The 12,145-nt window shown below is 69.9% G+C and carries 15 protein-coding genes; 4 read left to right on the forward strand and 11 right to left on the reverse strand.

Annotation, left to right across the window (positions count from 1 at the left end):
* Position 1: 1 nt before the first annotated feature.
* Positions 2–955, reverse strand: coding sequence for a glutathione S-transferase family protein (locus CBM981_RS14570; RefSeq protein ID WP_087069473.1), 954 nt, complete (start codon positions 953–955; stop codon positions 2–4).
* A 156-nt stretch (positions 956–1,111) separates the two neighbouring features.
* On the opposite strand from CBM981_RS14570, the gene CBM981_RS14575 reads away from it, so the two are divergent.
* Positions 1,112–1,750, forward strand: a complete 639-nt coding sequence (locus CBM981_RS14575) for a phosphate-starvation-inducible PsiE family protein (protein WP_225867425.1) — start codon at positions 1,112–1,114, stop codon at positions 1,748–1,750.
* A gap of 32 nt (positions 1,751–1,782) precedes the next feature.
* Positions 1,783–2,886, forward strand: coding sequence for an META domain-containing protein (locus CBM981_RS14580; protein WP_087068986.1), 1,104 nt, complete (start codon positions 1,783–1,785; stop codon positions 2,884–2,886).
* A 15-nt stretch (positions 2,887–2,901) separates the two neighbouring features.
* Here the strand turns inward: CBM981_RS14580 and CBM981_RS14585 are convergent, their stop codons facing one another.
* From CBM981_RS14585 to CBM981_RS14590, 3 genes are all read right to left on the reverse strand, one after another.
* Positions 2,902–3,387, reverse strand: coding sequence for a DM13 domain-containing protein (locus tag CBM981_RS14585; RefSeq protein ID WP_225867426.1), 486 nt, complete (start codon positions 3,385–3,387; stop codon positions 2,902–2,904).
* A gap of 65 nt (positions 3,388–3,452) precedes the next feature.
* Positions 3,453–3,638 (reverse strand): hypothetical protein, encoded by a 186-nt coding sequence (locus CBM981_RS15505; RefSeq protein ID WP_157665487.1) that lies wholly within the window; start codon positions 3,636–3,638, stop codon positions 3,453–3,455.
* A 122-nt stretch (positions 3,639–3,760) separates the two neighbouring features.
* Entirely contained in the window at positions 3,761–4,036 is a 276-nt protein-coding gene (locus CBM981_RS14590; protein ID WP_087068987.1) for a hypothetical protein, read from the reverse strand.
* Between the two features lie 403 nt (positions 4,037–4,439).
* Between CBM981_RS14590 and CBM981_RS14595 the strand changes: the two genes are divergently transcribed.
* On the forward strand, positions 4,440–5,477 hold the full coding sequence (locus tag CBM981_RS14595) for an NAD(P)-dependent alcohol dehydrogenase (RefSeq protein ID WP_225867427.1): 1,038 nt from the start codon (positions 4,440–4,442) through the stop codon (positions 5,475–5,477).
* 157 nt (positions 5,478–5,634) lie between these two features.
* Here CBM981_RS14595 and CBM981_RS14600 read toward each other — a convergent pair whose 3' ends face one another.
* The 4 genes from CBM981_RS14600 to CBM981_RS14615 all read right to left on the reverse strand — a co-directional run bounded on the left by CBM981_RS14600 (position 5,635) and on the right by CBM981_RS14615 (position 8,735).
* The gene (locus tag CBM981_RS14600; protein WP_087068989.1) at positions 5,635–6,468 is read right to left on the reverse strand and encodes a sterol desaturase family protein; all 834 of its coding nucleotides are present in this window, start codon (positions 6,466–6,468) and stop codon (positions 5,635–5,637) included.
* A gap of 30 nt (positions 6,469–6,498) precedes the next feature.
* Positions 6,499–7,827, reverse strand: a complete 1,329-nt coding sequence (locus tag CBM981_RS14605) for a chloride channel protein (RefSeq protein WP_087068990.1) — start codon at positions 7,825–7,827, stop codon at positions 6,499–6,501.
* Between the two features lie 223 nt (positions 7,828–8,050).
* Positions 8,051–8,536, reverse strand: a complete 486-nt coding sequence (locus CBM981_RS14610; RefSeq protein ID WP_087068991.1) for an aromatic acid exporter family protein — start codon at positions 8,534–8,536, stop codon at positions 8,051–8,053.
* A gap of 4 nt (positions 8,537–8,540) precedes the next feature.
* Positions 8,541–8,735, reverse strand: coding sequence for a hypothetical protein (locus CBM981_RS14615; RefSeq protein WP_087068992.1), 195 nt, complete (start codon positions 8,733–8,735; stop codon positions 8,541–8,543).
* 122 nt (positions 8,736–8,857) lie between these two features.
* Here CBM981_RS14615 and cysC point away from each other — a divergent pair, with 122 nt between their 5' ends.
* Complete coding sequence (cysC, locus tag CBM981_RS14620; protein ID WP_087068993.1) at positions 8,858–9,517, forward strand: adenylyl-sulfate kinase; 660 nt, start codon at positions 8,858–8,860, stop codon at positions 9,515–9,517.
* A gap of 56 nt (positions 9,518–9,573) precedes the next feature.
* Here the strand turns inward: cysC and CBM981_RS14625 are convergent, their stop codons facing one another.
* The 3 genes from CBM981_RS14625 to CBM981_RS14635 are packed head-to-tail and all read right to left on the reverse strand — an operon-like array spanning position 9,574 to position 12,142.
* Positions 9,574–10,518, reverse strand: coding sequence for a glycosyltransferase family 2 protein (locus CBM981_RS14625; protein ID WP_087068994.1), 945 nt, complete (start codon positions 10,516–10,518; stop codon positions 9,574–9,576).
* A gap of 36 nt (positions 10,519–10,554) precedes the next feature.
* Positions 10,555–11,280, reverse strand: a complete 726-nt coding sequence (locus tag CBM981_RS14630; RefSeq protein WP_087068995.1) for a hypothetical protein — start codon at positions 11,278–11,280, stop codon at positions 10,555–10,557.
* Between the two features lie 4 nt (positions 11,281–11,284).
* Positions 11,285–12,142, reverse strand: a complete 858-nt coding sequence (locus CBM981_RS14635; RefSeq protein ID WP_087068996.1) for a polysaccharide deacetylase family protein — start codon at positions 12,140–12,142, stop codon at positions 11,285–11,287.
* Positions 12,143–12,145 lie beyond the last annotated feature (3 nt).

Here is a 12,145-nt window from a genome sequence, read left to right on the forward strand (position 1 = left end):
ATCAGGCGAAGCTCAGCAGCGGACCCGCCGGCACCACCCCGGAGGGATTGATGGTGGGGTGGCTCTGGTAGTAATGCGCCTTGATGTGGTGCAGGTTCACGGTGCCGGCGACGCCCGGGACGCGGTAGAGCTGGCGCACATACCGCCAGAGGTGGGGGTAATCGATCAGGCGGCGCAGGTTGCACTTGAAGTGCCCCACATACACCGCATCGAAACGCACGAGGGTGGTGAACAGACGCCAGTCGGCCTCGGTGAGGGTGGATCCGAGCAGAAAGGGCTGATCGGCCAGACGCTCCTCGAGGGCATCCAGCGTGGCGAACAGGGGGCCGATCGCTTCGTCGTAGGCGCTCTGGCTGGTGGCGAAGCCGCAGCGGTACACGCCGTTGTTCACGGTGTCGTAGATGCGCTGGTTGAGGGCGTCGATCTCGGAGCGCAGGGGTTCGGGGTAGAAGTCACCCGGAGCGGCACCAACGGCCTCGAAGGCGCTGTTGAACATGCGGATGATGTCGGCAGACTCGTTGTTCACGATCCGGCCCGATTCCCTGTCCCAGAGCACGGGCACCGTGACGCGGCCGCTGTAGTGCGGATCGGCCCGGGTGTACACGCTGTGCAGACAGCGGGCCTGATGGATGGGATCGGCAATGACCCCGTCTCCGGGCTGGAAGGTCCAGCCCTCGGCGCCCATGTGCCAGTGCACCACCGAGAGCGACACCAGCTCCTCGAGCCCCTTGATCACCCGGAAGATCGCCGTGCGGTGGGCCCAGGGACAGGCGTGGGAGATGTAGAGGTGATAGCGGCCCGCTGCGGCCCGGAAGCCCCCGTCGCCGCTGGGGCCCGGCCGGCCGTCGGGGGTGATCCAGTGACGGAAGCGGGAGGCGGAGCGCACGAAGCGGCCTCCGCTGGCGGCGGTGTCGTACCAGCGGTCGTGCCAGATGCCGTCGACGAGCAGACCCAAGCGCTTGACCCGGCGGCGCACACCGTAGGCGGCGCTCCGCTATGGAGGTCATCAGCCAGACTGATCGATGCAAGATTGACCCATAAGGAAAAGCCCCCTTAATGTTTCTTCATTCGCCCCCGACGCCGTCGTGGGAGTCCTGCCGCAGCCGATGCAATGACCACCAGCCTCTCCCCCTTTCTCCCCATGCCTGCCGCCGGCGCCGACGGTGAGGACCGCCCGCAGGCAACGACCAGCCACCCCCCGCAGGCGACGGAAGCCACCCCAGCGCCGCAGTCCGGCGGGGACGCGGCCCGGGCCCGATCCGTTCCCTGGTACAAGCAGCTCAGGCGGGTGCAGATCGTCCAGACGCTGGAGGCGATTCAGGACCTGATTGCGATCTCGCTCTGCGTGGGCCTGTTCGGCGTGATGGTGCTGCAGATGAAGGTGATGTTTTCCACCCTGCTCTCAGAGCCGAAGTTCCACGCCATCACCTCGGACATCCTCTTCATCCTCATCCTGGTGGAGCTGTTCCGCCTGCTGATCATCTATCTGCAGGAACAGCGGGTGTCGATCGGGGTGTCGGTGGAGATCGCGATCGTGTCGGTGCTGCGGGAAGTGATCGTGAACGGCGTTCTCGAAACCGACTGGCACCAGATCCTGGCCGTGTGCCTCTTCCTCACCACCATGGCCGTGCTGATGGTGGTGCGGGTGTGGCTGCCCCCCACCTTCGAGGGGGTGGACCCCGAAGCCCAGGTGTCGGCCCGGATGAAGGCGCCACGCCTCGCCCTGACCACACCTGAACAGGGTCTGTAGGTTGCTGCAGCAGCCATTGCCGTCGGTCCTCCATGGGGCAGCAACGCCAGCGAAGGTCCTGTGCCGATCCCTGGCGAGCCCGGGGGCATGGATCGAAGCGGCGCCCGCTTCAGCTTGCCGCCGCCCTGCTGCTGAGCCTGCCCCTCCTGCCGGGGCCAGGCGCCCCTTCCCGAGCCGAGCCGAGGCAGGGGGCGGCAGCGGCACCGATCAATCTGGCCCCAACCCATTGGCAGCTGCTGGACATCCGGTCGATGGACGACGCCATCGGCAGCCGCAGGCCTGAGCACCCGCGGCTCTACACCCTGGAGCTCGGCGCCGACGGCCGTGCCTCCCTGCGCCTCAACTGCAACCGGGCCACGGGCACCTGGACGGCGATGCCGGCCGGTGATGGCAGCAGCGGCAGCCTCCGGTTCAGCCCCCTGGCGATGACCCGCGCCCTCTGCCCTCCCCCCAGCCTGGACAGCCAGCTGGGACGGGACCTGGCCTTCGTGCGGGGCTACCGGCTGGAGGGCGACCGCCTCGCCCTCAGCCTGTTCGCCGATGGCGGCATCCTGCTCTGGGAGCGTCTGGAGGGCGGGCCGCGCAACTGGCGGGTGACCGCCCAGACCGCCGCCCTGCGGCGGGTGCCCTCGGCCACCGCCTCCGTGGCGGCCCGCTACCCCGCCGGCACGCTGCTGGACAACCTGGGCTGCGGCAAGGGGCCCGCTGGCCTCTGGTGCGACGTGCAGCGCCTGGGCGGCGGGCCGCGGGGCTACCTGCTCCGCAACGACCTGGAGGCGGCCATCTCCCCGGATGGCACCGTGCACTACGGCGAGGATGGCTCAGCGCTCAGGGCCGGCCAGGGAGAGTTCGACGCCAGCGGTGAGCTGCCGTGCAGCCTGGGGTCTGGCCAGCCCATGGGGCGCTGCGGTTTCCAGGTGGCCCGGGCCGGCGGGGGCTACGCCACGGTGGTGATCAGCCTGCCGGACGGGCGCAGACGCACGGTGTACTTCCGCCTGGGCCAGGCCATCGGCAACGCGTCGGCCGAGGCTGCGCCCACGGGCCCGTTCCAGGCCAGCCGGGAGGGGGATCTCACCCGCATCCAGATCGGCGACGAGCGCTTCGAGATCCCCGATGCCGTGGTGCTGGGCGGCTGAATCCGGGGCGGAGGCTCACCTCGCCAGGGGAGCCCAGGCCATGGTGGCGTTGAACTGCTCGCACCAGATGATCACCGAACCCTGAGCGCCCAGATCGAGGCCGGTGGGGAGTTCATACACCTGCCCTCCGCTCGCCGCCTTCAGGGGGGCGATCACCGTGTAGCTGCCTTCCTGCAGGGGGTAGGCGGGGGCCTTGCTGCCGGCGATGGGATTGGCGGCACGGCCGATCGCGACCTTGAGGTCCGGGGCCTGGGGATTGGTGCTGAAGTCGTCGCTCAGCACCAGCAGCGTGCGGCCGCCGTCACGGCGGATCGTGAAGCCGCCCTTCACCGGCGCTTCCGCCTGGCGGAACACGCCGCTGTGCAGCACCGCGTCGTTCCTCGCGGCCATGGTCTTGGGCGGAGCCGGCGCAGGGGTGGGCTGGGAGGCCTGGGCGCAGCCCGCCCCACCCAGGGCGAGGAGCAGGGCCAGCAGCGCAGCGGGACGGGAAGGAAAAGACACCGCAGATCGGCGGGGGACACACCGAGTACCACTGAGGCCCGTGCCTGGATGCCGGGGCGGCCGGCTCAGCGCTCGCCGAGCAGGTCCTCCCAGCTGGGTGGCGAGGCTTCCGGCAGGCGGCGGATCGTGAAGGACAGGGGCGGCGACGGCGGCAGCTCCGGGCTGCAGCGGGGGCGCGAGGCGGGACGCTGGCCCCCCTCAGTGAGCTCGGTGAGCACCACGGGACGCGGGGCGGAAGAAACGTCGTGCATCGGCGGAACAGCCACAGCGCCAGGCTGCACGCCACCTGGAGCCGCGGCGGTCAGCTGGATCGCCCTGGGGCTGTGCCGCAGCGCACCGCGCGGGCGGGAACCAGCCGCCTGGAACCCACCCTTCAGTAGGAACTCTCCTGCGCGAGGAGGTCATCCACGAACTGCTCGGCCGCCTCCTGGGCCAGCTCGGCACTGGGGAAGGGGTCCACGGCCAGCTGCTCCTGCAGCACCACGTCGGCCACGTGCCCCGCAGGGTCTTCGATGCGGGCTTCCCAGCCCTCGGCGCCCGGCTCGATCACCAGCCCGTAGCCGCGGTGGGAGACGCGCTCGCTGGAGGGCGTGCCCGCCGGGTTCGTCCCGGTGGCCGTGGGCGTCGCGGCAGGCCTGCTGGAGTCCATGGTCGTTCCCTTGGCTCTTGATTCCATCCTGCACGCTGGATCCGGAACGTGCCTTCACACGCCTTCACAGACCCGGCGGTCCGCCTGCGTTCCAGCAGGTGCGGCCCGATACCGGATCGCAGTGTCGCGATATCGCGGCTCTGCGGCTCGGGGGTGGCATCCGGGCAGATGATGCAGCACGCGAGCGGAGCCACAGGTCCACCATCCTTCCGGCCCGTGTCCAGACCGACCACGACCACACGCCAGCACGCCGCTCCCTGGCGGGTGGCGATCCCCCAGGCGGACTTCCCGGCCCGCGGACAGGCGGCCTGGGCCGGCGGCCGGGGGCGTGGCGCCGCGTCGGCGGGTGCGGCAACCCTTCAGCCGATCTCCCTGCCATGTCTGCCTGCCATATCTGCCTGCCATGACGCTGCACCACCCTGACCCGCAAGCGACCCCGACCCTGATGCGGGCCGTGGTCTACGAGCGCTATGGCCCGCCCGAGGTGCTCCGGTTCCGGGATGTCCCCCGGCCGGTGCCGGGCGAGCGCGATGTGCTGATCCGGATCCACGCCTCCACGGTGAGTTCGGGTGACTGGAGGATGCGCAGCCTGGAGGTGCCGGCGGGCTTCGGCGTGCTGGTGCGCCTGGTGGCCGGCCTGCGCCGCCCGCGGCAGCCGATCCTGGGCACCGAACTGGCGGGCACCGTGGCGGCGGTGGGCCCGCGGGTGCGCCGGTTTCGGGTGGGGGATGCGGTGGTGGCCTTCAGCGACATGGCCATGGGGTGCCATGCGGAGTACGCCTGCCTGCCGGAGGATGGGGCCATCACCGCCAAGCCGGCGAACCTCTCCTTCGCGCAGGCCGCCGCCCTCAGCTTCGGCGGCACCACGGCCCTGCATTTCCTGCGGCGCGCCGGGCTGCGCAGCGGGGAACGGCTGCTGGTGAACGGTGCCGCCGGGGCGGTCGGCACGGCCGCCGTGCAGCTGGCGGTGCACGCCGGAGCGGAGGTCACGGCAGTCTGCGGGCCCGCCAACGCCGAGCTGGTGCGCTCCCTGGGGGCGGCCCAGGTGATCGACCACACCAGGACGGACTTCAGCCTTCTCGGGCAGAGCTTCGATGTGATCCTCGACGCCGTGGGCAATGCCCCGCTGAAGCGCTGCCGGCGCTGCCTGCCCCCGGGAGGGCGTCTGCTGCTGGTGGTGGCCAGCCTGCCGGCGATGCTGCTCGCTCCGTTGCGATCGCGTCTCAGCGGCCGGCGCCTGGTGGCCGGCACCGCCGGCGGCAGCGCCGAGGATCTGGCGGTCCTTGCGGCCCTGGCGGAGAGCGGTGTGTTCCGGCCGGTGATCGACCGGATCTACCCCTTTGACCAGATCATCGCCGCCCATCGCCATGTCGATGCGGGGCACAAGCGCGGCAACGTGGTGATCAGCCTGGAGGCGTTGCTCCCGGCCAGCGAAGCGTGAGCACCGTGTTGGCCGCTGCCTCGGGAGCCCGGGGATCCGTGCCGTCACCGCGCTCGAGCCCGCTGAGGTGCTCCAGGTCCGCTTCGGTCGGGGGTCTGCCGGAGTCTGCAGTCCCCGGGCGGCCCGGTGAACGCGGTGATCAGTACGGCCGGGCAGGTCAGCGATGCCCTGGCCCGGCCGTAGCCGGGGTTGCGGGCGCTCCAATGCGGATGCGTTCGCTGTAGGCCGCGTCCTGGGTGCCGAACACCCGGTCCCAGAAGGTGAAGTAGAGCCCGTAGTGCACCTGCTGGCGGCGGTGGTGCACCGAATGGTGCGCCGGACCGATCACCCAGCGGCCCAGCCAGTGGTGGGGGAAGCGCAGCGGCAGGTGATCCAGCCCCAGATGGTTCACCATCGCCCACACCGTCATCGTGCTCAGCACGGCCAGCAGGGTGCCCAGATGGAGCGGCACCACCAGCACCAACGCCATCAGGAAGAGGGCCTGCACACCGGCCTCGAGCGGATCGAAGGCGAAGGACGTCCAGGGGGTGGGCTGACGCGAGCGGTGGTGGCCCTGGTGGAACCAGCGGTAGAGGGCAGGGTGGTGAAACAGGCGGTGCGTGGCGTAGAAGAAGCCGTCCTGCAGCAGCAGCACCGCCAGATAGCTCGCCGGCAGATACCACCATCCGTAGTGCTGGGGCTGGCTGTAGAGCCGCGTCAAGCCCAGGCCATGCAGGGTCATCAACGCGGTGGTGGCCAGGGCGAACACCACCGCCGAAAGCACGGAGAGACGGATGTCCCGACGGATCTCCCCCGGACGATCGGGGCGCCGGACGTCGCCCGACCTCCCCCCCTGCGGGCCCCCGCGGGCGTAGAGCAGCCACCAGACGCACCCGGCCACGAGGAAATAGCGGGCCAGGATGATCGCAAAGGCGCTGACGCCGTACTCCGCAATGCCATGCATGCCCAGCCCGGGGAGCAGGGCCACGGGCTCGGTCGGTGCTGGGCCCATGGCGGTCGAACTCCCTGTCTGCGTCCGGTCTCACCCTAGGGAGGGTGGACCGCCCTCAACCGCCCCCCCAACCGCCCCCCCGGCACCCTTCAGCCCCGGGGCCGCTGCCCTCGCCGCCGCCAGCTGAACCCCGTTCCAGCTCTCTCCCCCGAGCCAGCGTCCGAGCGCCGCAGCGATCGCGGCAGCCGTGAGCAGCAGGGGCAGGCCGCTGGGCTGACCCTGCAGGGTGAACACGAACAGGGCACAGAACAGGGGGGTGCGGCAGGCGCCGCTGAAGGTCGCCGCCGCCGCGATCGCCGCCAGGGCGGCCCGTTGCTCCTCCGGCAGTGCCGCGAGCCAGGGACTGACCAGCACCGCCCCCAGGCTCATCGAATCGTGCATCAACCCCCCCGGGGCGCCGATCGCAAGGCTCAGCAGCGGCCCGAGCAGCCGCGGCAGCGGTGCCCACCAGGGGCTGGGGGCGGCAGCCCCCGCCAGGGCAGGCCCGAGGGCGAGGGAACCGTCATTGAGGCTGATGCCGCCGCTGGCCAGCGCCAGCAGCGCGAACGCCGCAGCGATCGCCAGCGCCATGGGTGCAGTGCGGCGGCGCAACAGGGGCCCCAGACAGCGGGCCAGGGGAAGCAGCAGCCGCACCAACCCCACGCCGGCCAGGGCGGCGGCCACCGTGATCCCCAGGGCCAGCGGCAGCAGGGCGGGGGGCACCAGCACCGGCGGAGGCACGGCCTGGCGGGCCGGCTGCCCCAGCTCCGAGGTGAGCAGGGTGCCGATGCCCCCCAGGGCGAGGGTGGGCGCCACCAGGCTGAAGCCCCGCTCTGCGCTGAGCTCCTCCAGGGCGTAGGCGGCACCGAGCAGCGGGGCACGGAAGGCCGCCCCCAGGCCGGCACCGCCACCGATGGCAGCGGTGAGGGGAAGCGAGAGGCGCTGCAGCGGCGCCAGCCGGGCCCGCAGGGCCAGCAGGATCGAGGCCCCCAGGGCCGCCGAGGGGGATTCGGTGCCCACACTCAGCCCGGCCAGATGGGTGAGGGCCACCAGGGGCAGACGCACCAGCTGGCGGCCCAGCCCCAGGCTGGCCAGGGCCGAGCGCCGCTCGCCATCGCCGCCGGCGTCCTGGAGCAGCAGCACGCCGGTGACGCCCCCGCCCCTGCCGGCCGCCAGGGGTTTCCAGGCCAGGCCCACGAACAGGGCGGTGCCGAGCGCCGTGGCCAGCACCAGCCGCGGATCAGGCATCCGGCCCGAGCCCAGGGGCCAGAGAGCCTGGAGGTGGAAACCGAGCTCGGAGAGGGCCTGGTAGGGCAGCTCCGCCAGGCCGATGAGCAGCCCGGCGAGCAGCAGCGACAGGGCCAGGGCCAGGGCACTCATGCCGTACGCGGCTCCCTCCGTCCCGGCGCCGGCAGCGCCGCGAACGCCCCAGCGAGGGCGAGCCGGGGAACCGGCGCAGCCGCCTTCATCCCGTTGCCGCCTGTTGCCGCGCGCCGCCCTTCGGCTGCGCCACCCCTGGGAGACATCGGGCCGATCGCAGCCTCAGGCCGTCCAACGCTATCCGCGCCCGCCCCGCCCGGCAGCCGCCGCCAGGCCCGGGGCGTCAACGGGGCTCGTCCGGAGGCACGGCCTCCGGCCACAGACGCGTGATCGCCAGGGCCACGCCGATGCCGATCGCCACATCCACGAACCGGAACAGCGCCACGCGCCACAGCGCATCCGATGGTGCCGCCGTGATCACGATCGTGAGGGCGATGCCCCCGAAGCGGTACGCGCTCTGGTGGATGCGGCTGACTCCGCACACCAACCCCAGCACCAGGATGGCCAGGGCGTAGGAGAGGATCCCCTTCGGCAGGAGCAGCACCTGCAGGGCACCGAAGCTCACCCCGAGCAGGGTGCCGAGCAGGCGCCGGCGGGAGATCAGCCAGGAGTCGGCCACACCCGACTGGGTCACGATGAGCGTGGTGATGGGCGACCAGTAGGGATCCGGCACCCCCAGCGCCGTGGCCACGGCCATCGACAGTCCCGCCGCCAGTGCCGTTCGGACGGCGTGGAGGGTCCAGGTCCTGCGCGGTGGCTCCCCGGTCATCGCCTCAGCGACCCAGCAGCCAGCGCAGGGCCGACAGGCCGATCAGCAGCCCGATCCCGGTGTTCCAGATCGTGCCCTGGTGCCGGCGCAGCCGCTCCAGCCACGCGGGCAGCCGGCCCCGGCTCTGCAGCAGCAGCCAGCCACCCAGCAGCAGCAGGACCAGCGGCAGCCCGAGGGCCAGGATCAGATCTGCAGCCATGACGCGGAACGCTGCCACAATGCGCCACCACAGCTTCGCCGGCCGCGATCCCTCTGGCCAGGGGAGTCCACAGGACCCCTCCTGGGAGGATGGGCCTGCGAACCTCGCCGCCACCCAGTTCCATGGCTCCTTCCCCCGCCTCCAATCCCGCCTACGGCGCACTCACCAATGAGGGGAAGTCCACCAACATCGTGTGGCACCACAGCACCGTGACCCGGGCCGCCAGGGCACACCAGCGGGGCCATCGCAGTGCCATTCTCTGGTTCACGGGCTTGAGCGGCTCGGGGAAGAGCACCCTCGCCAATGCGGTGAACTCGGCCCTGTTCGAGCAGGGGCTGGCCTGCTATGTGCTCGATGGCGACAACATCCGCCATGGCCTCTGCAAGGACCTCGGCTTCTCCGATGCCGACCGGGAGGAGAACATCCGCCGCATCGGCGAGGTGGCGAAGCTCTTCCTCGATGCCGGCGTGGTGGTGCTCACCGCCTTCGTCTCCCCGTTCAAGGCCGACCGGGATCGGGTGCGCGCCCTGGTGCCCGAGGGCGACTTCATCGAGATCCACTGCGCCGCCGACCTCAGCGTCTGCGAGGGGCGCGACACCAAAGGGCTCTATGCCAAGGCCCGCAGCGGCGAGATCAAGGAGTTCACCGGCATCTCCAGCCCCTACGAGGAACCGGAAACCCCCGAGCTGCGGGTGGAAACCGGTGCCCAGAGCCTGGAAGCCTGTGTGGCTGAGGTGCTGGCGCAGCTCGAAGCCAGGCAGGTCGTTCCCCAGAGCAGCTGAACGAATCCCTGCCTGGCGGAGCGGATGGAAGGCCTCGCCACGATCCCGTGAGGCCATCAACCCACTGCAGAGGGGGAAGGGGGATAACAGTGCTCGAAGAAGGGATGCTCACGGTCAATCGGACCGTAGGTTCTCTCCACATGGGTGAGGTATCCCATCGCCGCAAGATAGGCAACATCAGCATAGGACTCTGCGGCAGCCAAAGCACCCGCATTGCCAACGTGATAACTGATGTTGCTCTCCACCATTGTGCAGAACTGTCGCCGCAGCTCACGGTCGGAGGCCAACCTGGTGGCGAAATGGCGCTCGAGCAATCCGAACACGCTCATGTAGCTCGCGATGTGCCTGAATGAGGCACTGAAGGTTTCCGAGCCTGGTCGCTGCCGATAGTTGTAGGGAGCTCCGGGCACAAACGCGATGGTTTGCGCGTAAGACAGAACCCGTGGAGTGGTCGCCAGATCATCGTGGAGGGTGGGCGGAAAAGTGATTCCGTGCTCCACGAACAGACGCTTCCTCCAGAGCTTGTTCCAGAAGGCCGGCCAACAGAGCGTGAACAGATCGTCGCCTGACGTGAGCTGATGCACGCGCTCTGGATAGCCATACTCGGCCTCAACGATGCCATCGGCGGAAACCTTCTTGTAGCCGGTATTCACGATGTCTGCGCCGTACCGGAGCGCCGCGCCGTAGAGCTGCTCCAGCATGGGCGGATCCACCCAATCATCGGAATCCACGGACGCGATCCACTCGCAGCTTGCTGCCTCCAGGCCGCTGTTACGCGCCGCGCCAAGACCACGGTTGGCCGCATGGGTGACGATCTTCATCCGCCCATCGAACCTGCCGAGGTAGCGGCGCAACAGATCAGCCGTGGAGTCCGTGCTGCAGTCGTCAACACAGATCAATTCGAAATCAGAGAATGTTTGCTCGAGAATGGAATCAAGACAAACACCGAGATAGGTCTCAACATTGAAACAAGGAACCACAATGCTGATTTTTGGTTGCATAAGCACAAGGGGAACACCGGTTGAGGGAGAACCAGCTCAGCCCTGGCCATCCAGCCGGAGCGGGCAGGTCGTGAGACAACGCTCCAGCACCAGGATGGGCCCGGCCTGCTGCAGGCAGCGGTGCAGCGCCGGCAGGATCGAGAGATCGCCCGGCATGAGCTGCTCCCGCAGCTGAGCCGCCCGCAGCGTGAGGCAGTCGAGCAGCCATGGGCTGTCAGCCACACCCCCTCCCCCCGACAGGAGATCCCTCCCCGCCAGCTGGGGCGGCTGGCCCGGGATGCGATCCTCGGGAAACGGAAGCGGCGGAACGCTCGGATAGTCCCCGGCCGCCGCGTGCAGGATCGGCAGCGTCAGCACGCCGGCCGCGGGATGGCGCTGCAGCATGCGCGCATCATGGTCAAGGCGGAAGGGGTGCGCGCACGTGCCGGCATGCAGGAACACCAGCGCATCGGCCGCGTCGCGAAGCAGGGTCTGGGCCAGCTCGCCATAGGACACCAGGGTGCAGCGGGTCAGCCGTGCTGCGCCGGCCAGGTGCCGGGCCGGCTCCTCCTGCGCATCGGGCTGGGGCGGGCTGACCAGGAGCACGTTGCTGGGCTGCAGGTGCTGAACCTCCAGGGAGGCGAGGGACAGGGCGGCAGCGGCCTGATCCTGCCGCCGCAGGAAGAGGATCACCGTGATCCTGGGCAAGGCTGAATCCTCCCCACCGGCATCCCGCGGCAGGGCAGTCAGCGCCTGCGTGAGGCCGGAGACGGAATTCAGCATGAAGTCAGCAGGAAGGATGCCGGTTCCGCGTCAACCTAGAAGCCAGGCCCTTTCCGGTCCAGTTCCCCACGCAGAGGCGTGGATAGGCCAGTTTGTCCGCCTGCTCCGGCAGCGTGGGGGGGGATGGGGGTGCTTGGGTGGTGAAGGCGAAGCCGTACCCCAGCCGGCCCACCGCGTCCCGGGACGGATCACTCCAGGCCCCATAGGGGTAGGCGAACGCCAGCGGTTCCTGGCCCGTGACCCGGCGCAGCAGGTCGGTGCCCGCCTGGATCTCCTCTTCCACCGCCGCAGGGGAGAGCGAGGGAAGCCAGGGGTGGGTCATGGTGTGACCACCGAACCGCACCGCCGGGTGGTGCGCCAGCTGCTCCAGTTCGTCGCGGCGCAGGGGGCGGCTGCGGCGGGACAAGGGTTCTGGGCCAGCAAGCCGGGCCATGTGGCGGAGGGTCTGCTCCTTCTCCTCGAGGGGGCGATCACGCAGCCACAGCCACAGGGTATCGATGGCCTGACTGCGCTCAGGCTCAGGAAGATGCTGGTGGAGGGCTTCAAGGTCATCCCACCAGAACGAAGCACGATCGAGAAAGGCCCCGGAGACAAACAGCAGGGCAGTGGCGCCGCAGGCCTCGATCAGGGGCAGGGCCCCGGTGACAACATCGGCATAGATGTCATCGAAGGTGATCAGCGCATAGCTTTCGGGTGCGGAAAGAGCCTCATCCAGGCTCATGGTGGAGAGATTCAGCAGTGGCATCCTGTTGGACAGCACACGCAGCTGCCTCTCGAAACGTGCACGGCTTACCGACAGATCCCAGCGGTCGAAACCGATGGGACCATCCACCACACGGTGGTAGCAGAGAACATGCAGCATCAG

This window comes from Cyanobium sp. NIES-981 (assembly GCF_900088535.1).
Classification (GTDB): Bacteria; Cyanobacteriota; Cyanobacteriia; order PCC-6307; family Cyanobiaceae; genus NIES-981.